We start from the raw sequence: 26,929 nt of genomic DNA, 5'->3' as shown, positions 1-26,929 counted from the left end.
CCGAGGGAGGAACGGATGAACCGCCGATCGTGGTGCCGGGGCGCGGCGGCGCTGGTGCTGCTCGCCACCGGGGTGTCGTGCTCGGCGCAGTCCGAGGGCACCGGCCCGGCCGGCGCCCTGTTCGGCGAGGACCGGGACCAGTCCGCGCCGTCCCCCGCCGGCACCGCCCCGCGGTCCCCGGCCGTCCCGCCGACCAAGGCCGACCTGATGCGCCCCGACGGGGTGTACTTCGGGGTGAGCACCTACCAGACGCCGCTGGCCGCCGAGACCGACGCGGTCGCGGCGGCGGCCGGCAGGCAGCCGACGATGCTGCAGTACTTCCTGGACTGGCGCAAGGAGTTCGACCCGGAGACGGTGCGGGAGATCTACCGGCAGGGCGCGGTGCCGATGCTCACCTGGGAGCCCGGGGACGCCCCGTACCAGGCCGACCAGTCCGGGTACACCACCCGCCGGATCGCCGACGGCGAGTTCGACGCGTACGTCACCCGCTTCGCCCGGGCGGTGCGCGACCAGCAGTGGCCGGTGGTGCTGCGGTTCGCGCACGAGATGAACGGCGACTGGTACCCGTGGGCGGCGAACGTCAACGGCAACCGGCCGGGCGACTACGCGGCGGCCTGGCGGCACGTGCACGACGTCTTCACCCGGGAGCACGCGGACAACGTGATCTGGCTGTGGAGCCCGAACGTGCTGCGCGGCACCTCCGCGGACCTGCGCCCCCTCTACCCGGGCGACGCGTACGTCGACTGGCTGGGCATGGACGGCTACGGCTTCGGCGAGGCCACCGCCGGCGAGGTCCTCGACCCGACGTACGTCCGGCTGCGCGAGATCGCCGACAAGCCGGTGTTCGTCTCCGAGACCGGCGCGATGCCGGGGGCCGGCAAGGCCGACTGGATCACCGACATGTTCCGCTGGATCGCCGCGCACCCGAAGGTGCCCGGCTTCGTCTGGTTCGAGCACAGCGTCGAGGAGGGCGGCCGCTACGACTACCGCTTCACCGCCGACCAGTCCACCCGCAAGGCGTTCGCGGACGGCCTGGGCACCCTGAAGCTGCGCGGCTGGCCGGTGGCGGACCGGCCCGCGTCCTGACGCCCGCTCAGAGCTTGCGCAGCAGCGCCCGGCGGACCTTGTGGTCCTGGCCCTTCTGCAGGACCAGGGTGGCCCGGCCGCGGGTGGGCAGCACGTTCTCCAGCAGGTTCGGCCGGTTGATGGTCCGCCAGACCTGGCGGCCGTAGTCCATCGCCTCCTCCTCGGGCACCTCGGTGAAGCGCCGGAAGTAGGAGTTCGGGTCCTGGAAGGCGGTCTGCCGCAGCTTGCGGAACCGGTCCAGGTACCAGGCCTCGATGTCGTCGGTGCGGGCGTCCACGTAGATCGAGAAGTCGAAGTAGTCGGCGACCGCCATCCTGGTCCGGCCGTCGGTGCCGGGCAGCGCCGGCTGCAGCACGTTCAGGCCCTCGACGATCAGGATGTCGGGGCGCTCCACCACCAGCCGCTCGCCCGGCACGATGTCGTACACCAGGTGCGAGTACACCGGCGCCGTCACCCGGTCCTTGCCGGCCTTCACGTCCGCGACGAAGCGCACCAGCGCGCGCCGGTCGTACGACTCGGGGAAGCCCTTGCGGGCCATCAGGCCGCGCCGGCGCAGCTCCGCGTTGGGCAGCAGGAAGCCGTCGGTGGTGACCAGTTCCACCCGCGGGTGCTCCGGCCAGCGGGCCAGCAGCGCCTGCAGCAGGCGGGCGGTGGTGGACTTGCCGACCGCGACCGAACCGGCCACGCCGATGATGAACGGGGTGCGCACCCGCTCGGTGTCGGGCGTGTCGAGGAAGCTACCGATCGCGCCGCGCAGCTCGTGGGTGGCGTGCACGTACAGGTTCAGCAGCCGCGACAGCGGCAGGTAGACGTCCCGGACCTCGTCCAGGTCCAGGGCGGTGCCGAGCCCGCGCAGGCGCTCGACCTCCTCGGCGGTCAGCGGCAGCGGGGTGCGCTCGCGAAGCGCGCTCCATTCGGCGCGGTCCAGATCCACGTACGGGGAGGGAGTGGACGCGGGAGGAGCGCCCTTCGTACAGAGTTCGGTCAGCACGGTGTCCATTGTGGGCCGTCCGCGGGGTGCCGGGTGTTGTGGTGTCGGTCACCCGGTGTGGTCATCCGACCGCTCGGTGGTCGAACGTCCGCACATATGCTGGCGCTCATGTGCGGAATTGTTGGATATACGGGGCCGCAGGCGGCCCTGGACGTAGTGATCGCAGGTCTGCGGAGGCTGGAGTACCGGGGCTACGACTCGGCCGGCGTCGCGGTCCAGACCGAGGGGGCCGACGGGCAGTGGCTCCTGACCACCGACAAACGGGCCGGGAAGCTCGTCAACCTCGAGAAGTCGCTGGCCGAGACCCCTCTCCCGGCCGGCACCACGGGCATCGGGCACACCCGCTGGGCCACCCACGGCGGCCCCACCGACGCCAACGCCCACCCCCACCTGGACGACCACCGCAAGGTCGCGGTCGTCCACAACGGCATCATCGAGAACTTCGCCAAGCTGCGCGCCGACCTCGCCGACCGGGGCCACACCCTCCGCTCCGAGACCGACACCGAGGTCGTCGCGCACCTGCTCGCCGAGGCCTACGACGGCGACCTCGCCGAGGCCATGCGCACCGTCTGCCGCCAGCTCGACGGCGCCTTCACCCTCGTCGCGGTGCACGCCGACGCCCCCGGCACGGTGGTCGGCGCCCGCCGCAACTCCCCGCTGGTGGTCGGCGTCGGCGACGGCGAGAACTTCCTCGCCTCCGACGTCGCCGCGTTCATCGCGCACACCCGCGAGGCCGTCGAGCTCGGCCAGGACCAGGTCGTCGAGCTGCGCCCCGACGGCGTGACCGTCACGAACTTCGACGGCACGCCCGCCGAGGTCCGCGAGTACCACGTCGACTGGGACGCCTCCGCCGCCGAGAAGGGCGGCTACGACTACTTCATGCTCAAGGAGATCGCCGAGCAGCCCAAGGCCGTCGCCGACACCCTCCTCGGCCGGATCGGCACCGACGGCCGGCTCACCCTCGACGAGCTGCGGATCCCCGACCAGGTGCTGCGCGAGGTCGACAAGGTGGTGATCGTCGCCTGCGGCACCGCGTTCCACGCCGGCATGATCGCCAAGTACGCGATCGAGCACTGGACCCGGATCCCCTGCGAGGTCGAGGTCGCCAGCGAGTTCCGCTACCGCGACCCGATCATGGACGACCGCACCCTGGTCGTCGCCATCTCGCAGTCCGGCGAGACCATGGACACCCTGATGGCGCTGCGGCACGCCCGCGAGCAGGGCGCGAAGGTGCTGGCGATCTGCAACACCAACGGCTCGACCATCCCGCGCGAGTCCGACGCCGTCCTCTACACCCACGCCGGCCCCGAGGTCGCGGTCGCCTCCACCAAGGCGTTCCTCACCCAGCTGGTCGCCTGCTACCTGGTCGCCCTCTACCTGGGCCAGGTGCGCGGCACCAAGTGGGGCGACGAGATCTCCTCCGTCATCCGCGAGCTCGGCGACGCCCCCCGGCAGGTCGAGCAGGTCCTCGGCACCATGGAGCCCGTCCGCGCCCTCGCCCGCTCGCTGGCCGACGCCCGCTCGGTGCTCTTCCTCGGCCGGCACGTCGGATACCCGGTCGCCCTCGAAGGCGCGCTCAAGCTCAAGGAGCTCGCCTACATGCACGCCGAGGGCTTCGCCGCCGGCGAGCTCAAGCACGGCCCGATCGCCCTGATCGAGGAGGGCCTGCCGGTGGTCGTGGTGGTGCCCTCGCCGCGCGGCCGCTCGATCCTGCACGACAAGATCGTCTCCAACATCCAGGAGATCAGGGCCCGCGGCGCCCGGACCATCGTGATCGCCGAGGAGGGCGACGAGGCCGTCGTCCCCTACGCCGACCACCTGATCCGCATCCCCGCCACCCCCACCCTGCTCCAGCCCCTGGTCTCCACCGTCCCGCTCCAGGTCTTCGCCTGCGAGCTGGCCACCGCCAAGGGCCACGAGGTCGACCAGCCGCGCAACCTCGCCAAGTCCGTCACCGTCGAGTAGCCCGCGTATCGTCCATCCCCGGGGCGGTCGGGCCGCCCCGGGGACGGACGGAGGAGTACGCGGTGATCATCGGGGTCGGCATCGACGTGGCGGACATCGGACGGTTCGAACAGTCCCTGGAACGCACCCCCGGGCTCGCCGAACGCCTCTTCACCCCCGCCGAACTCACCCTCCCCTCCGGCCGGCGCCGCGGCACCGCCTCGCTGGCCGCCCGCTTCGCCGCGAAGGAGGCCGTCGCCAAGGCCCTCGGCGCCCCGGCCGGCCTGCGCTGGGAGGACGCCGAGGTCCGGGTCGAGGAGTCCGGCCGCCCCGTCCTCCACATCACCGGCACCGTCGAGGCCCGCGCCGCCGCGCTCGGCGTCACCTCCTGGCACGTCTCGCTCAGCCACGACGCGGGCGTCGCCTCGGCGGTGGTCATCGCCGAGGGCTGAGACTCTTCGGCCGGCGAGGGGGAACGATCCAGGGGCCCGGGGAACGGCGAGTCCGCGCCGCCGGTGGGCGGAGCCCGCCGAGGGGCCGTGCCGCCGCGCCGCGGTGACAGGACCGGAAGCGGACGCGCACCGTCAGCAGACCGGGCCCCACCGTTCCCCGGGCCCCGGACCACGAGGAGGAGACCCCCATGCGCCACGCCCACACCGTCGAGCAGGTCCGTTCCGCCGAGGCCGCGCTGATGGCCCGGCTGCCGGAGGGCACGCTGATGCAGCGGGCCGCCGCCGGGCTGGCCGCCGTCTGCGCCGGGCTGCTGCCCCGGGTGTACGGGAGCCGGGTGCTGGTGCTGGCCGGATCGGGCGACAACGGGGGCGACGCCCTCTTCGCGGCGGCGCGGCTCGCCCGCCGCGGCGCCCGGGCCGAGGCGCTGCTGCTGGACCCGGCGAAGGCGCACGCCGAGGGCCTGGCCGCGCTGCTCGCCGCCGGCGGCCGGCTCACCGCGGACCCGGACGCGTTCACCCGGGCCGACCTGGTGCTGGACGGCATCGTCGGCATCGGCGGCCGCGGCCCGCTGCGCCCCGCCGCCGCCCCGTTCGCCACCATGCCGCGCCGCGGCCGCCTGGTCGCCGTGGACGTCCCGTCCGGCGTGGACCCCGACACCGGCGAGGTCGCCGGGCCCGCGCTGAGCGCCGACGCCACGGTCTGCTTCGGCACCCACAAGCCCGGCCTGCTGATCGACCCCGGCGCGCGGTACGCGGGCGTCGTCCACCTGGTCGGCATCGGGCTCGACCTGCCGCCCGCCCCCGTCGAGGCGCTCCAGCACGCCGACGCGGCCGCGCTGCTGCCCGTCCCCGGCGCGGAGAGCGACAAGTACCGGCGCGGGGTGGTCGGCGTCGCCGCCGGGTCGGCCCGCTACCCGGGCGCGGCGGTGCTGGCCGTCGCCGGTGCGCTGCACGGCGGGGCCGGGGCGGTGCGCTACACCGGGCACGCGGCGGCCGAGGTGGTCCGCCGGCATCCCGAGACGCTGGTCACCGAGGACGGCCCGGCCCGGGCCGGGAAGGCCCAGGCCTGGGTGGTCGGCCCCGGCGGCGGCGAGGACGCGGAGCGCACCCTGCGCGAGGCGCTGGACACCGGCGTGCCCGTCCTGGCCGACGCCGACGCGCTCACCGAACTCGCCCGCCTCGGCCCCTCCGCGCTGGCCGGCCGCGACGCGCCCGTCCTGCTCACCCCGCACGCCGGGGAGGCCGCCCGGCTGCTCGTCGGCGTCGGCGAGGACGCCGACGCCGGGACGGTCGCCGCGCGGCGGCTGTGGGCGGCCCGGCTGCTCGCCGCGAGGTACGGCGCGACCGTGCTGCTCAAGGGCTCCACGACGGTCGTCGCCGACCCGGACGGCCGGGCCCGGGTCAACTCCACCGGCACCGGCTGGCTCGGCACCGCGGGCAGCGGCGACGTCCTCTCCGGCCTGGCCGGCTCCCTGCTCGCCACCGGCCTCACCCCCCTGGACGCCGCCTCCGCCGCGGCCTACCTGCACGGCCTGGCCGGCCGGCACGCAGCGGGGAGCGGCGGCCCCATCACGGCGCTGGACCTGGCCGCGACGCTCCACCGGGCGTGGACCTCGCTCAGCTGAGCGGGCGGGGGCGGGAGACGGGTACCCGGGGGCCCGGGGAACGGGGAACGGCGGGGCGGTGGCCGCTGCCGGCCCACTGCTCGTGCGCGGCCTCGGCTCCGGGTCCTGTTCCCGGCCCGGAGCAGCACGGACCCCCGGCGGGCCCCGGCCGCCGCGCAGCCCGGACCCGCCGTTCCCCGGGCCCCTGACCGGGCCTTCGGGCGTTGTCTGGGAGACTGATACGCGATGACGACTGCGAACACCACCGGGACGCCCGCCCTGGCCCAGGGGGCACGGGCCGAGGTGACCATCGACCTGGCCGCGCTGCGCGACAACCTGGGCGCGCTGCGGGCCCGCACCAACGGGCCCGAGCTGATGGCCGTGGTCAAGGCGGACGCCTACGGCCACGGCGCGCTCAGGTGCGCCCGGGAGGCCGTCGCGGCCGGGGCCGGATGGCTGGGCACGGCGACGCCGGAGGAGGCGCTCGCGCTGCGCGCGGCGGGCATCGGCCCGGAGCGGGCCCGGATCCTGTGCTGGCTGTGGACGCCCGGCGGGCCGTGGGCGCGGGCGCTGCGGGAGTCGGTGGACATCTCGGTCAGCGGCCAGTGGGCGCTGGACGAACTGCTCGCCGCCGTCCGCGAGACCGGCGTCCCGGCCCGGGTGCACCTGAAGGCGGACACCGGCCTGGGCCGCAACGGCTGCCAGCCGCACGACTGGCCGGACCTGGTGGAGAACGCGGTCAAGGCGCAGGCCGACGGCCTGCTGCGGGTGGTCGGCGTCTGGTCGCACTTCGCGGCCGCCGACGAGCCCGGCCACCCCTCGATCCAGGCCCAGCTGGACTCGTTCGCACAGGCCCTGGCGTTCGCCGAGCGGGCCGGCGTCGACCCCGAGGTGCGCCACCTGGCGAACTCCCCGGCGACGCTGCTGCTGCCGCAGTCGCACTACGACCTGGTCCGCCCGGGCCTGGCGATGTACGGCCTGTCGCCCGTCCCGGACGTCGGCGCGCCCGCCGACTTCGGGCTGCGCCCGGTGATGTCGCTGGCGGCCCGGCTGGCGCTGGTCAAGCACGTCCCCGGCGGCCACGGCGTCTCGTACGGGCACCACTACACGACCCCGGGGCCGACCACGCTCGGCCTGGTCCCGCTCGGCTACGCGGACGGCGTGCCGCGGCACGCCAGCAACACCGGCCCGGTGCAGATCGGGTCGACCCGGTACCGGGTGGCCGGCCGGGTCGCGATGGACCAGTTCGTCGTCGACCTCGGCGGGGACGTCCCGGAGGTCGGCGAGGAGGTGCTGCTGTTCGGCGCCGGCGACCGGGGCGAGCCCACCGCCGAGGACTGGGCGCGGGCCTGCGGCACCATCGCGTACGAGGTCATCACCCGGATCGGGGGCCGGGTCCCGCGCCGCTACGTCGACGGACTGCGGGGGTGAGGTGAGCGGTGGCTGAGGAGTCCTCCTCCGGCGGGGTGTCCCGGGCCGGACTGATCGGGATCTCGCTGGGCGTGCTGGCGGCCGGCGCCGCCGCCGGAGTGGCGGTCGAACGGCTGACGGTCGGGAGAGCGATGCGCAAGCGGGCCCGTGAGGAACTGGACGCCGCGGCCGCCTTCGGCTCGCTGCGCGGCACCGCGACGACCGTGCCCGCCGCCGACGGCACCGGGCTGTACGTCGAGGTCGACGAGGCGGCCGGGGCCCCCGGCCCCACCGTGGTGTTCTGCCACGGCTACTGCCTCAACCAGGACGGCTGGCACTTCCAGCGGGCCGCCCTGCGCGGCAAGCTGCGCACCGTCTTCTGGGACCAGCGCAGCCACGGCCGCTCCGAGCGCTCCCGCTCGTACCTGGACGGCGAGGCGGCCTCGATCGACCGGCTCGGCGCGGACCTGGAGGCGGTGCTGGACGCGGTCGTGCCCGAGGGGCCGGTCGTGCTGGTCGGGCACTCGATGGGCGGGATGACGGTGATGGCGCTCGCCGACCGGCGCCCCGAGCTGTTCGGCCCCGGCGGCCGGGTGGCCGGCGTGGCGCTGATCGGCACCCTGGCGGGCGACTGGGACGCGGTGCCGCTGGGCCTGCCCGCCGTCGGCGCCAAGGTGGTCAAGCGGGTCGTGCCCGGGGTGATAAAGGCGCTGGGCCGCCAGGTCCAGCTGGTCGAGGCCACCCGGCGCTGGGGCTCCGACCTGGCCGCGGTGTTCTACCGGCGGTTCTCGTTCGGCGGCCGGGACGTCGACCCGGCGGTCGTCCGGTTCGCCGAGCAGCTGCTGGACGCCACCCCGATCGACGTGGTCGCCGAGTTCTACCCGACGTTCTCCGCGCACGACAAGCGCGCCGCGCTGGCCGCCCTGGACGGCCTGCCCGTCCTCGTCCTGGCCGGCACCAAGGACCTGCTGACCCCGCCCGAGTACTCCGAGGCGATCGCCGCCGCACTGCCCGGCGCCCGGCTGGTGCTGGTCGAGGGCGCCGGGCACCTGGTGATGCTGGAGCGCCCCGGCACCGTCGACCGGGAGCTCGCCGCGCTGCTGGAGCGCGCCGCCGAGCACGCCGGCGCCGGCCCGCTGCCGGACGCCCTGCGGGAGCTGGCGCGGGAGCCGGCGCGGGAGCCGGCCGAGGACTGAGCGGAGCGCTCCGCCCGGTGTGGCACCTTAGGAGCGGCCGCAACGATCGAAGAAGGACGCCATGGGTTCGCAGACCACTCTGACCGTCGAAACCGCGGAGCGGATGACCGGCCTCGGCCGGCGCCTGGCCGCCCTGCTGCGCCCCGGCGACCTGGTGCTGCTGTCGGGGGAGCTGGGCGCGGGCAAGACCACGCTGACCCGCGGCCTGGGCGAGGGCCTGGGCGTGCGCGGCGCGGTCACCTCGCCGACCTTCGTGATCGCCCGGGTGCACCCCTCGCTGACCGGCGGCCCGGCGCTGGTGCACGTGGACGCGTACCGGCTGGGCGGCGGGCTGGAGGAGATGGAGGACCTCGACCTGGACGTGTCGCTGCCCGAGTCGGTGGTGGTCGTCGAGTGGGGCGAGGGCAAGGTCGAGGAGCTGTCCGAGGACCGGCTGGAGATCCGGATCGAGCGGACCCTCGGCGGCGAGGCGGTGGACGGGCTGGACGCGGAGGCGGACGGGCGGCGGGTCGTGCTGACCGGGCTGGGCGCCCGCTGGGACGACGCGGACCTCACCGGATTGGGTGAGAACTGACCCCGGTTTCCGACACCCTGTCGGGAAACGGTTGCGGCGCACCGCGCGGGCGTGATGGGATGGTGTCAGCAGGTTAGGTATGCCTAACTAGGGAGGCGCCCGATGCCGAGCACACCCCCCACGAACACCGAGGACCGCCCGCAGCGGACTCCGGCCCCGGCCCAGGCCCCGGTGGCCGAGCCGGAGCGCACCGCCGCCGCGCCCGTGCCGATGCGCGCCCTGCTGGCGTCCTGCCGGGCCGCCGAGGCGGTCTCCACCCCGCCGGAGCGGCGCGCCGCGTAGCGCCGCCGCGCGGACGGCGCCCGGGTCAGGCGACCACGACCACCCGGGTGCCGCTCGGCGCGAAGTCCCACAGCAGCTGGCCGTCCGCCCGGGTGGCCCGGATGCCGCCGGTCCTGGTCTTCGGGTCCACCGACGGGGCCGGGGCCTTCTCGTCCACCAGCGCGCTGAAGCCGAACACCGTCCCGGACTGCTGGGCGAACCGCACCACGTGCTCGATCTGCCGCCCGTCCGTGCCGGTGCCCGCCGCGGTCCGGCTGGCGACGCTGTAGGTGCCCGCCGCCGGCAGGGTGTTGCCCGGCACCACCTTGAACGAGGCCACCACCGGGTTCGGCTTCTTCGGGTCGACCAGCCACACCTGCTGGTCCTTCAGCGAGTACACCACCCGCAGGCCCGAGCCGGACTCGGCGGGCAGCGGCGGCGCGGTCGGCCGGGGGCTCTCCTGGGCGGAGGCCGAGGGGGCGGCGCTCGACGCGGACGGCGCCGCCGCGACCGCGCGCGAGGCCGCGCCGTTCGCCTGGAAGGCCAGCAGACCGATCACCGCCAGGGCGCCCAGGGTCAGCCCGCCGACCACCGCACCAGGACCCAGCTTCGCCACGTCAGCTCCTCAACGCTCCGCGTCTCACCTTCGGGAAGGCCCATCGTGCCAGGTGCGGCCCGCCGTTCCGGCCTCTTGCCGGTCGTGTGTTCCCGCCGCGGCGGGCGCGGTGCGGGCCCCCGCGCCGGACCCTCTAACCTTGGACCCGTGCTCCTCCTCGCCTTCGACACCGCCACTCCCGCCGTCACCGCCGCCATCCACGACGGCGAACGGGTGCTCGCCGAGTCCTACGAGGTCGACGCCCGGCGGCACGGCGAACTGCTGCTGCCCACCATCGCGGCCGTGCTGCGCGCCGCCGGGGTGGACAAGCGCGAGCTCACCGCCCTCGCGGTCGGCGTCGGCCCCGGCCCGTACACCGGCCTGCGGGTCGGCCTGGTCACCGCCGCCGCCCTCGGCGACGCGCTCGGCCTGCCCGTGCACGGCGTCTGCACCCTGGACGCGATCGCCCACCAGGCCCGCGCCGAGGGCCTGGCCGGCGCGTTCGCGGTGGCGACGGACGCCCGCCGCAAGGAGGTCTACTGGGCCTCGTACGACGCCGACGGCGCCCGGACGGGCGGCCCCTCGGTGGACCGCCCGGCGGAGGTCGAGCCCGGTGCCCGGACGGTCGGCGCGGGCGCCCTGCTGTACGGCCTGCCGGCGGCGAGCGGCCCCGAGCACGTCTCGGCGGGCGCGCTGGCCGACTTCGCGGTCCGCGAGCTGGCCGCCGGCCGGGAGCTGCTGCCGAACGCGCCGCTGTACCTGCGGCGGCCGGACGCGCAGGTGCCGGCGGGCTACAAGGCGGTGCTTCCGGCGTGAGCGGCCCTCGCGGCGGGACGGCCGGCCGGCGTGGCTAAGTACGCGCTGCGTCCCATGCGCTGGTGGGACGTCGAGCCGGTCATGGCGCTGGAGCACCGGCTGTTCCCCGAGGACGCGTGGTCGCGGGGGATGTACTGGTCGGAGCTGGCCGAGGCGCACCCGGGCGGGAGCCGGCACTACGTGGTGGCGGTGGACGGCGCCGGAGCGGTGGTCGGGTACGCCGGGCTGATGGCGGTCGGCGCGGACAGCGACGTGCAGACCATCGCGGTGGACTCCGGGCACCAGGGGGCGGGGCTCGGGGCGGTGCTGCTGGCCGAGCTGACCGCGGAGTCGGTCCGGCGCGGCTGCGCCGAGCTGCTGCTGGAGGTGCGGGTGGACAACCTGCGCGCGCAGCGGCTGTACGAGCGGTTCGGGTTCGAGCCGGTCGGCATCCGGCGGGGCTACTACCAGCCCGCCAACGTGGACGCACTGGTGATGCGTCTGGACCACCTGGCAAGTGACGAAAGCGATCTGAAGGATCATCACAATGGCTGACGAACCCCTCGTCCTCGGCATCGAGACCTCCTGCGACGAGACCGGCGTCGGCATCGTCCGCGGCACCACCCTGCTGGCCGACGCGGTCGCCTCCAGCGTCAACGACCACGCCAGGTTCGGCGGCGTCGTGCCGGAGATCGCCAGCCGGGCGCACCTGGAGGCGATGGTCCCGACCATCCGGCGGGCGCTGGAGACCGCCGGGGTGAAGGCGAGCGACCTGGACGGCATCGCCGTCACCGCCGGCCCGGGCCTGGCGGGCGCGCTGCTGGTCGGGGTGAGCGCGGCCAAGGCGTACGCGTGGGCGCTGGACAAGCCGCTGTACGGGGTGAACCACCTGGCCTCGCACATCTGCGTGGACCAGCTGGAGCACGGCCGGCTGCCGGAGCCGACGATGGCGCTGCTGGTCTCGGGCGGACACTCCTCGCTGCTGCTGAGCGGCGACATCACCTCCGACGTGCGGCCGCTGGGCGCGACCATCGACGACGCGGCGGGCGAGGCGTTCGACAAGGTGGCGCGGGTGCTCGGCCTGGGCTTCCCGGGCGGCCCGGTGGTGGACCGGATGGCCCGGGAGGGCGACGGGAGCGCGATCGCCTTCCCGCGCGGCCTGAACAACGCGGGGGACCCGGCGTACGACTTCTCGTTCTCCGGCCTGAAGACGGCCGTGGCGCGCTGGGTGGAGGCCAAGCGGCGGGCCGGGGAGCCGGTGCCGGTGGCGGACGTCGCGGCGTCCTTCCAGGAGGCGGTCACCGACGTGCTGACCCGCAAGGCGGTGCGGGCGTGCAAGGACAACGACGTCGACCACCTGATGATCGGCGGCGGCGTGGCGGCCAACTCGCGGCTGCGCGAGATGGCGCAGCAGCGCTGCGACAAGGCGGGCATCGTGCTGCGGGTGCCGCGGCCGGGCCTGTGCACCGACAACGGCGCGATGGTGGCGGCGCTCGGTGCCGAGATGGTGTGGCGGGGCCGCACCCCGTCCTCCTTCGACCTGTCGGCGGACTCCTCGCTGCCGGTCACCGAGACCCACGTGCCGGGCGAGCACGGCAGCTTCCACGCGCACGCGCACGAGGCGCTGAAGTGACCCTGGCGGCGATGTGGGAGGCCCGGGCGGCGGACGGCCGGGGCGGTGAACTGCACGCCTGGGCACGGGAGTCCGCGCTGCCCGCGGTGCGCGGGGCGGCCGGCCTGGAGCGGGTGGAGCTGTTCACCGCGCCGGGCGAGCGGGTGCTGCTGATCGCCCTGTGGGCGGGGGAGCCGCAGCCGGTGCCGGAGCCGCCCGCCGAGCTGCTGGCCCGCCCGGTGCACCGCTGGACCTTCACCCGCACGGACGCGGGGTAGCAACCGAGTAGCCGATTCCGATCGTCCTATTATCGACACGCGTGTCGAGGACGAGCGGGGGACATCGGTGATGCAGCGGCGGGTACGGACCGGGTACGGGGCGGGCGCGCTCGCGGTGCTGCTGGCGGCGAGCGGGTGCGGCGGCGACCCCGCGCCGGCCGGCCCCGCGCCCGTCCCGGCCAAGCCGGTCGCCGCCGCCTCCCCGGCCCCCTCGGCCCCCGGCTCGCCGTCGACTCCCGCGCAGGACGCCGTCCCTGACGCCGCGTGGGCGAAGTGGGGCCTCAAACCGCTGACCAAGGCGCCCGCGCCGCCCGCCGACCGGCCGATCAAGCTCACCCGGTCCGGGCCGGTGCCGGTCTTCAGCGAAGTCCCGACCTCCGACAGGGTCGTGTTCATCACCATCGACGACGGGGCCGAGAAGGACCCGAAGTTCGTCGAGATGCTCACCGAGCTGAAGGTGCCGATCACGATGTTCCTGACCAAGGACATCGTCAAGAACGACTACGCCTACTTCAAACCGCTGCAGGCGCTCGGCAACAGCGTCCAGAACCACACCGTCAGCCACCCGGTGATGAGCAAGCTCCCGGCCGCCCAGCAGAAGTCGCAGATCTGCGACGACCAGGCGGCCCTGACCGAGCAGTACGGCACCGCCCCGTACCTGTTCCGGCCGCCCTACGGCGACGGCGCCGACACCCCGGCCCTGAACACCGCCGTCCAGGAGTGCGGGCCGCGCGCCGTCGTGCTGTGGCGGGAGTCCATGCAGATCCACGACATGCAGTACCAGGCCGCCGACAAGAAGCTGAAGAACGGCGACATCATCCTCGCCCACTTCCGCGGCCCGTCCGAGCTCAAGGGCGAGACCATGACCCGGATGTTCGGCGAACTGCTCTCCCGGATCCAGGAGCAGGGCTTCGCGGTCGCCCGCCTCGACGACTACGTCGCCAAGCCCGCCGGCTGACCCAGCATCATCACCGGGCCGGCCGCGGTGCGGGCCACGATCACCGTCACCGCGTTCGGCCCGGCCGGCTTCAACTGCCGCCGCAGCTCCTCCGGGACGACCGACGCCCCGCGCTTCTTGATCACCACGGTGCCGATCCGGCGCTCCTTCACCAGCGCCTTCAACCGCTTCACCTGGAACGGCAGCACGTCGGTCAGCTCGTACGCCCGCGCGTACGGCGTCGGCCGCAGCTCGTCCGAGGTGACGTACGCGATCATCGGGTCGATCAGCCGCCCGTTCACCGCCGCCGCCACCTCCGCGACCATCCGGCCCCGGATCACCGCGCCGTCCGGCTCGTACAGGTAGCGGCCCACCGGGCCCACCGGCGGGTCGGGCAGCGCGCCGCCGGACAGCGAGTGCGGGCCGGGCAGCAGCGTCGCCCGGTACGGCTCGGCGGCGGCCGTGCCGAACCACAGCACCGCCTCCTTCACCTCGCCCCGGTCCGACACCCACTCCGCCTCGGCGCCCTCCGGCACCAGCTCGTGCGGGATGCCCGGCGCCACCTTCAGCGCCCCGAACGGCGCCCGCCGGGCCGCCTCCACCGCCCAGGACAGCGGCGGCGAGTACGCCTCGGGGTCGAACACCCGGCCGTGCGAGGTGCGCCGGGCCGGATCGGTGAACACCGCGTCGAAACCGGCGGTGTCCACGTCCGCGACGTCCGCGCGGCGCACCTCCACCAGCTCCGCCACGCCCAGCGCCGCCGCGTTCGCCCGCGCCACCTCGCAGGTCAGCTCGTCCCGGTCGACCGCCAGCACCGCGATGCCGGCCCGGGCCAGCGCGACCGCGTCCCCGCCGATCCCGCAGCACAGGTCGGCCAGCCGCCGCACCCCCAGCGCCGCGAACCGGCCCGCCCGCCACTCGGCGACCGCCCGCCGGGTGGCCTGCTCCACCCCGTGCTGGGTGAAGTACATCGAGGCGGCGTCCGTCCCGAACTTGGCCTCCGCCCGCTGCCGCAGCCGGGCCTGCTCGAACGCCGCCCGCACCAGCTCCGCCGGGTACTCCCGCCGCAGCCTGGTCGCCAGCGCCAGCTCCCCGGCGGCCGTGAACCCCCGCAACTCGGCCAGCAGCGCCTGCCCCTGCTCGGTCAGCAGCGCCCGGAACGACTCGATCTCCACCCGGCCATTGTCGCCGCTCGCGGTCAGTGCCCGAGCACCCCGAGCACCGCCGCGGCCAGCACCGGACCGGCCAGCCCGAGCGAGAGCGGCGCGACCCGGTACCCCCGCCGGGCGGTGGCCACCAGCGCCGTCAGCGGCACCGCCAGCCCCACCGCCATCACCGCGACGCACAACGCCACCGTCGCGCCCGCCCCGCCCCCGCGCTCCGACGCCGCGGCCCGGACGGACACCAGTGCCATGAACGCGTACGGCACCGCGCACAACAGCGGCACCTCCAGGGCCACCAGCCACACCGCCCGGCCCACGTCCCGCCGCACGGACGGTCGGATCCTCGTCATGTCCCCACTCTCACCGGGAAGTCGGCGCACCACCTGAGTACCGGCACTCAATCCGCTCGGGGGCGGACACCCGTTCCGGGGGCGCGGGGCGGGAAACCCGACACGGCGTCGTTGGCACTCTGGTTGACTGAGTGCTAACGGCGTCCTAAGGTCGTACCTGGCACTCACCCCAGGGGGAGTGCTAACGCGATGAGGCGTGTCCGACCCCCGCGACGGCGGCCGCGCAGACTTCGCCACCCACCTGTTAGACAACCCCGTAATCTCCGAAGGGGAGCTCGGACGTGACCACCAGCAGCAAGGTTGCCATCAAGCCGCTCGAGGACCGCATCGTGGTCCAGCCGCTCGACGCCGAGACCACCACCGCCTCCGGCCTGGTGATCCCGGACACCGCCAAGGAGAAGCCCCAGGAGGGCGTCGTCCTGGCGGTCGGCCCGGGCCGCTTCGAGGACGGCCAGCGTCTGCCGCTCGACGTCGCCGTCGGTGACATCGTCCTGTACTCGAAGTACGGCGGCACCGAGGTCAAGTACCAGGGCGAGGAGTACCTCGTCCTCTCGGCCCGCGACGTCCTCGCGATCATCGAGAAGTAAGACGTCCGCGCAGTAAGACGTCCCAGCCCCGCCCCGGAACCGTGTCAGCACTGACAGGGGCCCGGGGCGCGGTTGTTGCTCCACGCACGCAGACCTACCCCTGAGGAAACGGGACCATGGCGAAGACCCTGCAGTTCGACGAGGACGCCCGCCGCTCGCTGGAGCGCGGCGTCAACAAGCTGGCCGACACCGTCAAGGTGACCATCGGCCCCAAGGGCCGCAACGTCGTCATCGACAAGAAGTTCGGCGCCCCCACCATCACCAACGACGGTGTGACCATCGCCCGCGAGGTCGAGCTCGACGACCCGTACGAGAACCTCGGCGCGCAGCTGGTCAAGGAGGTCGCCACCAAGACCAACGACGTCGCGGGCGACGGCACCACCACCGCCACCGTGCTCGCCCAGGCCCTGGTCAACGAGGGTCTGCGCAACGTCGCCGCCGGTGCCGGCCCGGCCGCCCTGAAGAAGGGCATCGACAAGGCCGTCGCCGCCGTCTCCGCGCACCTGCTCTCGGTGGCCCGCGAGATCGACGGCAAGGACGACATCGCCGCCGTGGCCTCCCTCTCCGCCCAGGACACCCAGGTCGGCGAGCTGATCGCCGAGGCGATCGACAAGGTCGGCAAGGACGGTGTGATCACCGTCGAGGAGTCCAACACCTTCGGCGTCGAGCTCGAGTTCACCGAGGGCATGCAGTTCGACAAGGGCTACCTGTCGCCGTACTTCGTCACCGACGCGGAGCGCCAGGAAGCGATCCTGGAGGACCCGTACGTCCTGATCAACCAGGGCAAGATCTCCTCCATCCAGGAGCTCCTGCCGCTGCTGGAGAAGGTCCTGCAGGCCGGCGGCTCCCGCCCGCTGCTGATCATCGCCGAGGACGTCGACGGCGAGGCCCTCTCCACCCTGGTGGTCAACAAGATCCGCGGCACCTTCAACGCGGTCGCGGTCAAGGCCCCCGGCTTCGGCGACCGCCGCAAGGCCATCCTCGGCGACATCGCCACCCTCACCGGCGGCCAGGTCGTCTCCGAGGAGGTCGGCCTCAAGCTCGACCAGGTCGGCCTGGAGGTGCTCGGCACCGCCCGCCGGATCACCGTCACCAAGGACGAGACCATCGTCGTCGACGGCTCCGGCGACTCCGCCGAGGTCGCGGGCCGGGTCGCCCAGATCAAGGCCGAGATCGCCAACACCGACTCCGACTGGGACCGCGAGAAGCTGCAGGAGCGCCTCGCCAAGCTGGCCGGCGGCGTCTGCGTGATCAAGGTCGGCGCGGCCACCGAGGTCGAGCTCAAGGAGCGCAAGCACCGCCTGGAGGACGCCATCTCGGCGACCCGCGCCGCGGTCGAGGAGGGCATCGTCGCCGGCGGCGGCGCCTCGCTCGTCCACGCCGCGAAGGTCCTGGCGGACGGCCTCGGCCTGTCCGGCGACGAGGCCACCGGTGTCGCCGTGGTCCGCAAGGCGCTCGCCGAGCCGCTGCGCTGGATCGCCCAGAACGCCGGCCTGGAGGGCTACGTCATCACCTCCAAGGTCGCCGAGCTGGAGCCCGGCCAGGGCTACAACGCCGCCACCGGCGAGTACGGCGACCTGGTCAAGGCCGGCGTCATCGACCCGGTCAAGGTCACCCGCTCCGCCCTGGAGAACGCCGCCTCCATCGCCTCCCTGCTGCTCACCACCGAGACCCTCGTGGTGGAGAAGAAGGAAGAGGACGAGTCCGCGGGCCACGGCCACTCGCACGGCGGCCACGGCCACAGCCACTGAGGCGCCGGCCGCCGGGCACCGGAGGGGCGCGAGGAACCGCGCGACCGACCACGCACTCCCGTAGTGCGGGGCTCGGCCGCCGGGGCCTCGCGCCCCTTCCGCGTTCCGTACAGTTGACGGCGTGATCGAAGCCCGCCACCTCCGTGTCCTGCACGCCGTCGCCCGGACCGGGTCGTTCTCCGCCGCGGCGCGCGAACTGGGGTGCACGCAGCCCGCGGTGAGCCAGCAGATGAAGGCGCTGGAGAAGGCGGTGGACACCCCGCTGGTGGTGCGGGCGGGCCGGGAGATGCAGCTGAGCGAGGCCGGGCGGGTGCTGCTGCGGCACGCGGACGGGATCCTCGCGGGGCTGTCGGCCGCCGAGGAGGAGGTCGCGGCGATCGCCGGGCTGCGGGCCGGCCGGGTGCGGCTGGTCTCGTTCCCGACGGCCAGTTCGACGCTGGTGCCGCGGTCGGTGGCGCAGGTGCGGGCGGCCCACCCCGGGGTGCGGGTCTCGCTGGTGGAGGCGGAGCCGACCCAGGCGCTGGCGATGCTGCGCGGCGGCGAGTGCGAGGTGGCGCTGGCGTTCCGGTACCCGGACTCGCAGGGCGGCCTGAGCCTGCCCTCCCCGCACGCGACGCTGCGCGAGGCGCGGGCCGAGGCGGCGCTGGAGGCGGCGGCGACGGCGGCCGCAAACGACTGGTCGGAGCTGGTGGCGCGCCCGCTGCTGGACGACCCGCTGGTGGGCCTGGTCCCGGCGGGGCACCCGCTGGCCGGCCGGGGCGAGGACGAGCCGGTGGACCTGGCCGAGCTGGCGGGGGAGCAGTGGATCGCGGGCTGCCCGCAGTGCCGGGGGCACCTGGTGGAGCTGTGCGCGGAGGCGGGTTTCGCGCCGGTGATCGAGTTCGCGACGGACGACTACCCGGCGGTGGTGGGCCTGGTGGGCGCGGGCCTGGGGGTGGCGGTGCTGCCGGGGCTGGCGCTGGAGTCGGTGCGGCACCCGGGGGTGGCGGCGGTGCCGGTGCGGGTGGCGTCCGGGGAGCCGGCCCGGCGCGAGGTGGTGGCGCTGACCCTGCCGGACCTGGAGGGGGTTCCGGCGGTGGCGCTGATGCTGGAGCAGCTCGCGGCGGCGGCCGCCGCCCGCTGAGCGCGGCGCCGGCCGGGGACGGGCGGGCGGCGCGTCCGCGAGGTGCGGTCCGCTGCGGCGGGGACGGCCGCGGCGGGGCGGTTCCTCAGCGGCGGATGGTCTGCGGCATCGCCAGCGGGACTTCGGCCAGGCGGTTGCGGGAGCGGCCGAGCAGTTCCTCGCGCTCGTCCTCCGTCATGCCGCCCCACACCCCGTAGGGTTCGCGGACGGCCAGGGCGTGGGCCGCGCACTGGGTGCGGACCGGGCAGCGCATGCAGACCTCCTTGGCGCTCGTCTCGCGGGAGGTCCTGGCCGCGCCGCGCTCGCCCTCGGGGTGGAAGAACAGCGAGCTGTCGACGCCGCGGCAGGCGGCGGAGAGCTGCCAGTCCCAGAGGTCTGCGTTGGGGCCTGGGAGGCGGGAGAAATCTGCCATGGCTCGTTCCCTTCATGGCTCGGGACCTGGCGGCTCGGTCGCGGTCACTGCGGCGAGGCTGCACCGGGCCGGTACGGACACCTGGAAATATGACTTAAGCCCACTACACGGACAAGTCACCCACAGACCGACGAATCAGTCAATGACCTGACAGAAGCTATAAAAACGGACAAAAGGGGCGATAGGTTTGAACCCGAATGCTGCACCGATCGGGTGTCCGAACCGGCGCGGACGGCCCACGGAGGGCGTGCAGGGCGCGGACACCGCGTGCGAGCTGCACAAAAGTGCGGCGCGTGCACCGCGAGGTGGCTCCTGTGTGATGGGTCGGCCACGTACAGTGGTGGATATGGACGTGAAGCCGTAACTCATTCGAGTGACGGTCGTTGGTAGTACGGAGGCGGTCGGAGGGCGCAGGACATCGGGAACGGTCGCGCAGCGAGGCGATCGGAACGGGTCCCGTCCCGGGGCCGTGTCGGAGAGGTTCGTACCAGCCAGGAGGCTCAACGTGACGCGGATCAGCTGCGGAGGACGGTCATGACATCCGTACTCGTCTGCGACGATTCCCCGCTCGCCCGGGAGGCGCTTCGCCGTGCGGTGGCGACCGTGCCCGGCGTGGACCGGGTGACCACTGCGACGAACGGTGAGGAGGTCCTCCGCCGCTGGGTGGCCGACCGTTCCGATCTCGTTCTGATGGACGTCCGGATGCCCGGCCTCGGCGGGGTGGAGACGGTCCGCCGGCTGCTGTCGGCCGACCCGGGCGCCCGGATCATCATGCTCACCGTCGCCGAGGACCTGGACGGGGTGGCCCTCGCGGTCGCCGCCGGGGCCCGCGGCTACCTGCACAAGGACGCCTCGCGCGCCGAGCTGCGGGCCACCGTCACCCAGGCGCTGGCCGACCCGACCTGGCGCCTGGCGCCGCGCCGGCTCCGCAGCCCGGACATGGGCGCCGCACCGACCCTGACGGCCCGTGAGATCCAGGTGCTGGAGGGGATGAGCCACGGCCGTTCCAACGCCGAGATCGGCCGCGAGCTGTTCCTGTCCGAGGACACCGTGAAGACGCACGCCAGGCGGCTGTTCAAGAAGTTGGGCGCCTCGGACCGCGCGCACGCGGTGGCGCTGGGCTTCCGTTGGGGCCTGGTCCGCTGAGCGGGCGCGCGAACTGCGCTCGCTCGGACGTGTGACGTTGTGGTCCCGAGGCTGCACCATGGAGTAGTGGAGCACCTCGGGGACCAGCGGACAGGCAGGGGAGGCGGCACGGTGCACGCGGCGACGGATAACGTTCCGATGCACAAGTCCGGACGCGGTGCCGCGTTTTCCGGCCCGACCAGGCACCATGGACCGATGCGTGACGACGAGGAGGCCGCCGGGCCCGACCCGGTGCAGCCCGCCCCCGGGGGTGCGGCTGCCGATCCGTCGTCGGCACCGGGCGGCGCGGTGACCGGATCCGACGGCCCGCCGGGAGCGGCGGCCCGCCCGCCCGTCCTCGGCACGGGGACGTCACCGGAGGTCGCCGAGCTGGTCGCGGCGGCGGTCCGCGGGGACGGCCCGGCGATCGAGTCGCTGCTCGGCTACGTGCTCCCGCTGGCGCTGCGGTACTGCCGCGGCCGGCTGCTGCGGCTGCCCGGCGGGGCCCGCCACCACGTGGACGACGTGGCCCAGGAGGTCTGCGTGGCGGTGCTCTGCGCGCTGCCCCGCTACCGGGACACCGGGCGCCCGTTCGAGGCCTTCGTGTACGGGATCGCCGCGCACAAGATCGCCGACCTGCAGCGGTCCGCGATGCGCGGGCCCGGCTCGACGGTGATCCCGCCGGACGACCTGCCGGAGACGCCGGACGAGTCGCTCGGCCCCGAGGAGCGGGCGCTGCTGTCCAGCGACGCCGAGTGGATCAAGGAGCTGCTGTCGTACCTGCCGGCCCGTCAGCGCGAGCTGGTGCTGCTGCGGGTGGCGGACGGGCTGTCGGCGGAGGAGACCGGCGAGGTGCTCGGGATGTCCCCGGGCGCGGTGCGGGTCGCCCAGCACCGGGCGCTGTCGCGGCTGCGGGCGCTGGCGGAGGAGAGCGGCTGATCCGGTCCGCCCTGCTGGACGCGCGTGGACGGCCGGGCGGCCGCGGGCGGAAGAAGCGCGGGCGGTCGGGCGTTGTCAAGAGGGCGCGACGACCCACCCCGGACCACCAGTACCATGGGGTATCGGCGCCTGGTCGGGTCGCCAAAGTTTCTCCGGTGCGCACGGGGTTCCGTTGGAGGTTCCTCCGAAGCGCCGGGCGTCCTTGGCGGCCGAGACAGCCGGGCGCCCGTGCGCAGAACGACGGCCCGCCACGGAAGGTTCCCCATGTCTTACAACGCCGCCGGCGTACCCGAGAAGTTCGCGATGCTCGGACTCACGTACGACGACGTCCTGCTGCTGCCCGGGGCCTCCGAGGTGCTGCCCAACCAGGTCGATACCTCCTCGCGGATCTCCCGGAACGTGCGGGTCAACATCCCGCTGCTGTCGGCGGCGATGGACAAGGTCACCGAGTCGCGGATGGCGATCGCGATGGCCCGTCAGGGCGGCGTCGGCGTCCTGCACCGCAACCTCTCGATCGAGGACCAGGTCAACCAGGTCGACCTGGTGAAGCGCTCCGAGTCCGGCATGGTCACCGACCCGATCACGGTCGGCCCGGAGGCGACGCTGGCCGAGGCCGACGCGCTGTGCGCCCGGTTCCGGATCTCCGGCGTGCCGGTGGCCACGGCGGAGGGCAAGCTGCTGGGCATCGTCACCAACCGCGACATGGCCTTCGAGACCGACCGCAGCCGCAAGGTCTCCGACATCATGACGCCGATGCCGCTGATCACCGGCAAGGTCGGCATCTCCGGCGAGGACGCGGTGGCGCTGCTGCGCCGCCACAAGATCGAGAAGCTGCCGCTGGTCGACGACGAGGGCCGGATCAAGGGCCTGATCACCGTCAAGGACTTCGTCAAGGCCGAGAAGTACCCGAACGCCGCCAAGGACGCCGAGGGCCGGCTGCTGGTGGGTGCCGCCGTCGGCGCCTCCGCCGAGGCCTTCGACCGCGCCCAGGCGCTGGTCGGCGCGGGCGTGGACTTCCTGGTCGTCGACACCTCGCACGGGCACTCGCACAACGCGCTGTCCTGGATCTCCAAGATCAAGTCCGCGGTGCCGGTGGACGTCGTCGGCGGCAACGTCGCCACCCGGGACGGCGCCCAGGCGCTGCTCGACGCCGGCGTGGACGGCGTGAAGGTCGGCGTGGGCCCCGGCTCGATCTGCACCACCCGCGTGGTCGCCGGCGTCGGCGTCCCGCAGGTCACCGCGATCTACGAGGCCGCCCAGGCCTGCCAGGACGCGGGCGTCCCGATCATCGGCGACGGCGGCCTGCAGTACTCCGGCGACATCGGCAAGGCGCTGTGCGCCGGTGCCGACACCGTGATGCTCGGCTCGCTGCTGGCCGGCTGCGAGGAGTCGCCGGGCGAGCTGCTGTTCATCAACGGCAAGCAGTTCAAGTCGTACCGCGGCATGGGCTCGCTGGGCGCGATGCAGACCCGCGGGCAGGCGAAGTCCTTCTCCAAGGACCGCTACTTCCAGGCCGAGGTCTCCTCGGACGAGAAGCTGATCGCCGAGGGCATCGAGGGCCAGGTGCCCTACCGCGGCCCGCTCTCCGCGGTGCTGTTCCAGCTGGTCGGCGGCCTGCGCCAGACCATGGGCTACGTGGGCGCGGCGAGCATCGGCGAGATGCAGACCAAGGGCCGGTTCGTCCGGATCACCTCGGCGGGCCTCAAGGAGAGCCACCCGCACGACATCCAGATGACCGTCGAGGCGCCCAACTACAACGCGCGCTAGGACGACCGGGACCGCCCGGCCGCGGCTCGACCGCGGCCGGGCGGTCCCGTGCTGTCCGGGAGCGGGCGCGCCCCTGGCGGGGCAGGTGGGGACGCGTACGGGATACTTGGGGGCGTGGCCGGGGGGACCCGGTCGAGAGATGGAAAGCAGCAGAAGGGCTCGAAGTGACTGAGATCGAGATCGGGCGAGGCAAGCGCGGCCGCCGGGCGTACTCCTTCGACGACATCGCCGTCGTCCCCAGCCGCCGTACGCGTGACCCGAAGGAGGTCTCGATCGCTTGGCAGATCGACGCCTACCGGTTCGAACTGCCGTTCCTGGCCGCGCCGATGGACAGCGTGGTGTCGCCGCAGCAGGCCATCGCGATCGGGCAGCTGGGCGGCCTGGGCGTGCTGAACCTGGAAGGGTTGTGGACGCGGTACGAGGACCCGCGGCCGCTGCTGGAGGAGATCGCCGCGATCGCCGACGAGGCGGCGGCGACCCGGCGCCTGCAGGAGATCTACGCGGAGCCGATCAAGGCCGAGCTGATCAAGGAGCGGATCAAGGAGGTCCGTGACTCCGGCGTCGTGACCGCCGCGGCGCTCTCGCCGCAGCGCACCGCCGAGTTCTCCAAGGCCGTGGTGGACGCCGGCGTCGACGTGTTCGTGATCCGCGGCACCACCGTCTCCGCCGAGCACGTCTCGGGCGCGGCCGAGCCGCTGAACCTGAAGCAGTTCATCTACGAGCTGGACGTCCCGGTGATCGTCGGCGGCTGCGCCACCTACACCGCCGCGCTGCACCTGATGCGCACCGGCGCGGCCGGCGTGCTGGTCGGCTTCGGCGGCGGCGCCGCGCACACCACCCGGGGCGTGCTGGGCATCCAGGTGCCGATGGCCACCGCCGTGGCGGACGTCGCGGCCGCCCGCCGCGACTACATGGACGAGTCCGGCGGCCGGTACGTGCACGTGATCGCGGACGGCGGCGTCGGCTACAGCGGCGACATCCCCAAGGCCGTCGCCTGCGGCGCGGACGCGGTGATGATCGGCGCCGCGCTGGCCCGCGCCACCGACGCGCCCGGCCGGGGCTACCACTGGGGCATGGAGGCCGTCCACGAGGAGCTGCCGCGCGGCAAGCGGGTCCACCTGGGCACCGTCGGCACCACCGAGCAGATCCTGGCCGGCCCGTCGCACACCCCCGACGGCACCATGAACCTGTTCGGCGCGCTGCGCCGGGCGATGGCCACCACCGGCTACACCGAGCTCAAGGAGTTCCAGCGGGTCGAGGTCACGGTCAACCCCGGCCGCTGACGCCCCGCCGGGTGACGGACGGAGGGCCCCCGCCGCAGGTCGCGGCGGGGGCCCTCCGGCTGCGGGGGAGGAGCCCGCTCAGGAGTCGCCGGCCTTCTTGGTCGTGGTGAAGCCGACGATCAGGCCGACCACGATGAAGAGCACCGAGTAGGCGTCGAAGTCGTCCTTCCAAGCGTCGACCAGGACGCCGGAGTGCTTGGTGAAGACGTCCATCGTCGACAGTTCGACGCCGTACTTCGTGGCCTTGTCGCTGATCAGCATCGCGGTGGCCAGGAACTCGCCGACGAGCAGGCCGACCACGGCGAACAGCGAACCGAAGAACGGCAGCACCGGGTTCCTGCCGCCGAGCTTGCCGATGGTGAAGCCGACCAGGGCGGCGATGCCGATCACGGCGTAGTTGAACTCGCGTTCGGTGGCCTTCACGATGAAGGCGTACACGACGCCGACCACCACGGCCACGGCCAGGCCGGTGAGGATCGCGACGGCGCTGTTCTTCGGCTCGCCCTGGGCCGGCACCGGCACGGCCGCGCCCCAGGGCTGACCGCCCGGCACGCCCTGCTGCGGCGGGACGCCGTAGCCCGGGGCGCCGGGGGGCTGCGCCTGCGGGGCGCCCCAGCCCTGGGCGGGCGGCGGGCCTTGCGGCGGGCCCTGCGGCGGCGCGGCGTACGGGTTGTAAGGGCTGTTCGGGCCGGGCGTGCTCATCGTGGTCTCCCCCGTGTGTTCGGTGGTGTCAAGAGGGCGCAGAGGCTAGCAGGCCGGACGGACGCTCGGACAGCCTCGACGGGCCGGGGAAGGGGCGGGTGGCCGGGGCGGTGCGGGACAGGGGATGATGGGTGTCCGGCGTGCGACCGCCACCCTCGGCGGTCCGACATGCCGTCAGGTCACGGCCGGGGTGCCCGCCGCGGGCCGCAACACCATGGGGAGAGCGCACCGATGACGCAGCCGCAGGAACCGACCGGCCGACTGCTGGCGGACCGATACCGGCTCGGAGAGGTGCTCGGGCGCGGTGGCATGGGCACCGTCTGGCGGGCCGAGGACGAGATGCTGGGCCGGATCGTCGCGGTCAAGGAACTCCGGATGACCGGCACCGTCGACGAGATCGAGAAGCACCGGCTGGTCGTCCGCACCCTGCGCGAGGCCAAGGCCACCGCCCGGATCCGGCACACCTCCGCCGTCACCGTCTTCGACGTGGTCGAGGAGGACGACCGGCCGTGGATCGTGATGGAGCTCGTCTCCGGCCGCTCGCTGGCCGACGTGATCGCCGAGGACGGCGTGCTCACCCCAGAGCGGGCCGCCGCGATCGCGCTCGACCTGCTCGGGGTGCTCGGCGCCGCGCACCGCCAGGGCATCCTGCACCGGGACGTCAAGCCGTCGAACGTGCTGATCGGCGAGGACGGGCGTACCGTGCTCACCGACTTCGGCATCGCCAGCGTCGAGGGCGACACCTCCATCACCTCCACGGGCATGCTGGTCGGCGCCCCCTCCTACATCGCCCCCGAGCGCGCCCGCGGCAAGCTGCCCGGCCCGCCCTCCGACCTGTGGTCGCTGGGCGGCACGCTGTACGCGATGGTCGAGGGCGTGCCGCCGTACGACCGGGGCGACGCGCTGGCCACCCTCACCGCGGTGATGACCGAACCGCTGCCCGTGCCGCGCAACGCCGGGCCGCTGCGGGGCGTCATCGAGGGCCTGCTGGAGAAGGATCCGGACAAGCGGATGGACGCCGACACGGCCCGCCCGCTGCTCGAACTGATCGCCGCCGGGAAGCCGCTGCCGGAGGCCGAGACGGTGGCCGTCCCGGTCCCGCCGGCCGCGCCGGTCCCCGCCGGGGACCGGGAGGCCGGGCGGACGCCCGCGGTCCCGCCCGCGGGCGGGCCGTTCGGCTCGCGGCGGCGCGCGGTGCTGGCCGGGGCGGCGGTGGTCGCGGCGCTGGTGCTGGTCGCGGCGCTGGTGGCGTTCTGGCCGAAGGACGACGGGGACGGCGCCACCGGCTCCGCGGCCGGAGCCGGGGCGACGTCGCCGGCGGCGGTGCCGCCGGCCGGCCCCTCCGCGTCGGCGTCCGGTTCGGCGTCGGCCTCGGCTTCGGCCCCGGCGTCCGACCAGGCGTCGGCTCCGGCCGGCGGGTCGCCGTCGCCGTCGGCCTCCGGGGGGCAGGTGCCCGCCGGGTACCGGGTGTACAAGGACCCGTCGGGGTTCAGCATCACGCTGCCCGAGTGGATGGCCGACCAGGGGCCGGACTACCGCTCCACCAGCCGGCGCTTCGAGGGGCGCGGGCTCCGGCTGGTCGTCGACTGGCAGAGCCCCGCCGGGGACAGCGCGCTGAAGGACTGGCAGGCCTCCGACCGCAACGCGAAGATGACCAACTACCGCAAGGTCAGGGTGGAGGCCATCGCGTACCGGGACTGGAGCAACGCCGCCGACTGGGAGTGGACGTACACCGGCAAGAGCGGCACCCTGCTGCACTCGCTCAACCGCGGCTTCGTCACCGGGAACGGCAAGTACGGGTACGCGATCTACTGGACCATGCCCGAGGAGGTGTGGTCGGCGCCGGAAGGCTCGCAGGCGAGGCAGGTCTCGTTCGAGAGCTTCCAGCCCGCGCCGTAGCGCGCCGCGGGCGCCCGCGGCGCGGGCGGGCGGACGGTCGCCTCCGGCGGCGCGGGGGGCGGGAGTTGGGGCTGCCGGGGGGCGGCTCCGGGG

The 26,929-nt window shown here is 74.2% G+C and carries 27 protein-coding genes; 21 read left to right on the top strand and 6 right to left on the bottom strand.

Features of this window, described 5'->3' with window-relative positions; translation table 11 throughout:
• The first annotated feature begins 15 nt into the window (after positions 1 to 15).
• A complete protein-coding gene (locus OO48_RS34980; protein ID WP_051731917.1) occupies positions 16 to 1,086 on the top strand; it encodes a glycoside hydrolase family 26 protein in 1,071 nt (356 codons plus the stop codon).
• A 7-nt stretch (positions 1,087 to 1,093) separates the two neighbouring features.
• Here OO48_RS34980 and coaA read toward each other — a convergent pair whose 3' ends face one another.
• Positions 1,094 to 2,086, bottom strand: a complete 993-nt coding sequence (coaA, locus tag OO48_RS08895) for a type I pantothenate kinase (protein WP_033213967.1) — start codon at positions 2,084 to 2,086, stop codon at positions 1,094 to 1,096.
• 99 nt (positions 2,087 to 2,185) lie between these two features.
• Between coaA and glmS the strand changes: the two genes are divergently transcribed.
• The 7 genes from glmS to OO48_RS08860 all read left to right on the top strand — a co-directional run bounded on the left by glmS (position 2,186) and on the right by OO48_RS08860 (position 9,539).
• Positions 2,186 to 4,042, top strand: coding sequence for a glutamine--fructose-6-phosphate transaminase (isomerizing) (gene glmS / locus OO48_RS08890; protein ID WP_033214107.1), 1,857 nt, complete (start codon positions 2,186 to 2,188; stop codon positions 4,040 to 4,042).
• Between the two features lie 62 nt (positions 4,043 to 4,104).
• Positions 4,105 to 4,473 (top strand): holo-ACP synthase, encoded by a 369-nt coding sequence (locus tag OO48_RS08885; RefSeq protein WP_033213965.1) that lies wholly within the window; start codon positions 4,105 to 4,107, stop codon positions 4,471 to 4,473.
• Positions 4,474 to 4,661: 188 nt separating this feature from the next.
• Entirely contained in the window at positions 4,662 to 6,098 is a 1,437-nt protein-coding gene (locus OO48_RS08880) for a bifunctional ADP-dependent NAD(P)H-hydrate dehydratase/NAD(P)H-hydrate epimerase (protein WP_033213963.1), read from the top strand.
• A 225-nt stretch (positions 6,099 to 6,323) separates the two neighbouring features.
• Positions 6,324 to 7,508 (top strand): alanine racemase, encoded by a 1,185-nt coding sequence (gene alr / locus OO48_RS08875; protein ID WP_051731916.1) that lies wholly within the window; start codon positions 6,324 to 6,326, stop codon positions 7,506 to 7,508.
• 8 nt (positions 7,509 to 7,516) lie between these two features.
• Positions 7,517 to 8,683: an alpha/beta fold hydrolase gene (locus tag OO48_RS08870; protein ID WP_033213961.1), complete on the top strand. Its 1,167-nt coding sequence runs from the start codon at positions 7,517 to 7,519 to the stop codon at positions 8,681 to 8,683.
• 61 nt (positions 8,684 to 8,744) lie between these two features.
• Complete coding sequence (gene tsaE, locus OO48_RS08865) at positions 8,745 to 9,257, top strand: tRNA (adenosine(37)-N6)-threonylcarbamoyltransferase complex ATPase subunit type 1 TsaE (protein WP_033213959.1); 513 nt, start codon at positions 8,745 to 8,747, stop codon at positions 9,255 to 9,257.
• A 102-nt stretch (positions 9,258 to 9,359) separates the two neighbouring features.
• Entirely contained in the window at positions 9,360 to 9,539 is a 180-nt protein-coding gene (locus tag OO48_RS08860; protein WP_033213957.1) for a hypothetical protein, read from the top strand.
• Between the two features lie 25 nt (positions 9,540 to 9,564).
• Here OO48_RS08860 and OO48_RS08855 read toward each other — a convergent pair whose 3' ends face one another.
• Positions 9,565 to 10,134 carry a L,D-transpeptidase gene (locus tag OO48_RS08855; protein ID WP_033213955.1) on the bottom strand — a complete coding sequence of 190 codons (570 nt, stop codon included), beginning with the start codon at positions 10,132 to 10,134 and terminating at the stop codon, positions 9,565 to 9,567.
• Between the two features lie 147 nt (positions 10,135 to 10,281).
• On the opposite strand from OO48_RS08855, the gene tsaB reads away from it, so the two are divergent.
• From tsaB to OO48_RS08830, 5 genes are all read left to right on the top strand, one after another.
• On the top strand, positions 10,282 to 10,929 hold the full coding sequence (gene tsaB / locus OO48_RS08850; protein ID WP_033213953.1) for a tRNA (adenosine(37)-N6)-threonylcarbamoyltransferase complex dimerization subunit type 1 TsaB: 648 nt from the start codon (positions 10,282 to 10,284) through the stop codon (positions 10,927 to 10,929).
• 54 nt (positions 10,930 to 10,983) lie between these two features.
• Positions 10,984 to 11,463: a ribosomal protein S18-alanine N-acetyltransferase gene (gene rimI / locus OO48_RS08845; RefSeq protein WP_033213951.1), complete on the top strand. Its 480-nt coding sequence runs from the start codon at positions 10,984 to 10,986 to the stop codon at positions 11,461 to 11,463.
• On the top strand, positions 11,456 to 12,541 hold the full coding sequence (tsaD, locus tag OO48_RS08840) for a tRNA (adenosine(37)-N6)-threonylcarbamoyltransferase complex transferase subunit TsaD (protein ID WP_033213949.1): 1,086 nt from the start codon (positions 11,456 to 11,458) through the stop codon (positions 12,539 to 12,541). The genes rimI and tsaD overlap by 8 nt, the downstream gene beginning before the upstream one ends.
• On the top strand, positions 12,538 to 12,798 hold the full coding sequence (locus OO48_RS08835) for a hypothetical protein (protein ID WP_033213943.1): 261 nt from the start codon (positions 12,538 to 12,540) through the stop codon (positions 12,796 to 12,798). The genes tsaD and OO48_RS08835 overlap by 4 nt, the downstream gene beginning before the upstream one ends.
• 70 nt (positions 12,799 to 12,868) lie before the next feature.
• The gene (locus tag OO48_RS08830) at positions 12,869 to 13,756 is read left to right on the top strand and encodes a polysaccharide deacetylase family protein (protein ID WP_033213942.1); all 888 of its coding nucleotides are present in this window, start codon (positions 12,869 to 12,871) and stop codon (positions 13,754 to 13,756) included.
• Here the strand turns inward: OO48_RS08830 and OO48_RS08825 are convergent.
• Together OO48_RS08825 and OO48_RS08820 are read right to left on the bottom strand one after the other, a co-directional pair.
• Complete coding sequence (locus OO48_RS08825; protein WP_033213941.1) at positions 13,732 to 14,910, bottom strand: class I SAM-dependent methyltransferase; 1,179 nt, start codon at positions 14,908 to 14,910, stop codon at positions 13,732 to 13,734. The genes OO48_RS08830 and OO48_RS08825 overlap by 25 nt on opposite strands.
• Positions 14,911 to 14,933: 23 nt before the next feature.
• Complete coding sequence (locus OO48_RS08820; protein ID WP_157845408.1) at positions 14,934 to 15,248, bottom strand: hypothetical protein; 315 nt, start codon at positions 15,246 to 15,248, stop codon at positions 14,934 to 14,936.
• Between the two features lie 281 nt (positions 15,249 to 15,529).
• Here OO48_RS08820 and groES point away from each other — a divergent pair, with 281 nt between their 5' ends.
• From groES to OO48_RS08805, 3 genes are all read left to right on the top strand, one after another.
• Positions 15,530 to 15,835, top strand: coding sequence for a co-chaperone GroES (gene groES / locus OO48_RS08815; protein WP_014136232.1), 306 nt, complete (start codon positions 15,530 to 15,532; stop codon positions 15,833 to 15,835).
• 116 nt (positions 15,836 to 15,951) lie between these two features.
• Positions 15,952 to 17,586 (top strand): chaperonin GroEL, encoded by a 1,635-nt coding sequence (gene groL / locus OO48_RS08810; protein WP_033213939.1) that lies wholly within the window; start codon positions 15,952 to 15,954, stop codon positions 17,584 to 17,586.
• A gap of 121 nt (positions 17,587 to 17,707) precedes the next feature.
• A complete protein-coding gene (locus OO48_RS08805; protein WP_033213937.1) occupies positions 17,708 to 18,709 on the top strand; it encodes a LysR family transcriptional regulator in 1,002 nt (333 codons plus the stop codon).
• 85 nt (positions 18,710 to 18,794) lie between these two features.
• Here the strand turns inward: OO48_RS08805 and OO48_RS08800 are convergent, their stop codons facing one another.
• On the bottom strand, positions 18,795 to 19,121 hold the full coding sequence (locus OO48_RS08800) for a WhiB family transcriptional regulator (protein ID WP_030457376.1): 327 nt from the start codon (positions 19,119 to 19,121) through the stop codon (positions 18,795 to 18,797).
• Positions 19,122 to 19,655: 534 nt separating this feature from the next.
• Here OO48_RS08800 and OO48_RS08795 point away from each other — a divergent pair.
• The 4 genes from OO48_RS08795 (at position 19,656) to OO48_RS08780 (ending at position 24,235) form a co-directional block, all read left to right on the top strand.
• Positions 19,656 to 20,267, top strand: coding sequence for a response regulator transcription factor (locus OO48_RS08795; protein ID WP_014136228.1), 612 nt, complete (start codon positions 19,656 to 19,658; stop codon positions 20,265 to 20,267).
• A 195-nt stretch (positions 20,268 to 20,462) separates the two neighbouring features.
• Positions 20,463 to 21,185, top strand: a complete 723-nt coding sequence (gene shbA, locus OO48_RS08790) for an RNA polymerase sigma factor ShbA (protein WP_106970277.1) — start codon at positions 20,463 to 20,465, stop codon at positions 21,183 to 21,185.
• Between the two features lie 264 nt (positions 21,186 to 21,449).
• Complete coding sequence (guaB, locus tag OO48_RS08785; RefSeq protein WP_033213935.1) at positions 21,450 to 22,952, top strand: IMP dehydrogenase; 1,503 nt, start codon at positions 21,450 to 21,452, stop codon at positions 22,950 to 22,952.
• A 164-nt stretch (positions 22,953 to 23,116) separates the two neighbouring features.
• Positions 23,117 to 24,235 (top strand): GuaB3 family IMP dehydrogenase-related protein, encoded by a 1,119-nt coding sequence (locus OO48_RS08780; RefSeq protein ID WP_033213933.1) that lies wholly within the window; start codon positions 23,117 to 23,119, stop codon positions 24,233 to 24,235.
• A 78-nt stretch (positions 24,236 to 24,313) separates the two neighbouring features.
• On the opposite strand, the gene OO48_RS34975 is transcribed toward OO48_RS08780, so the two are convergent.
• Entirely contained in the window at positions 24,314 to 24,937 is a 624-nt protein-coding gene (locus OO48_RS34975; RefSeq protein WP_051731915.1) for a hypothetical protein, read from the bottom strand.
• A 231-nt stretch (positions 24,938 to 25,168) separates the two neighbouring features.
• Between OO48_RS34975 and OO48_RS08770 the strand changes: the two genes are divergently transcribed.
• Positions 25,169 to 26,836: a serine/threonine-protein kinase gene (locus tag OO48_RS08770; RefSeq protein ID WP_033213931.1), complete on the top strand. Its 1,668-nt coding sequence runs from the start codon at positions 25,169 to 25,171 to the stop codon at positions 26,834 to 26,836.
• Positions 26,837 to 26,929: the final 93 nt, after the last annotated feature.

It is taken from the genome of Kitasatospora phosalacinea (genome assembly GCF_000716545.1).
Lineage (GTDB): Bacteria > Actinomycetota > Actinomycetes > Streptomycetales > Streptomycetaceae > Kitasatospora > Kitasatospora phosalacinea.
The sequence above is the reverse complement of the archived record's forward strand: the minus strand, read 5'-3'. Positions and strand labels throughout refer to the sequence as shown.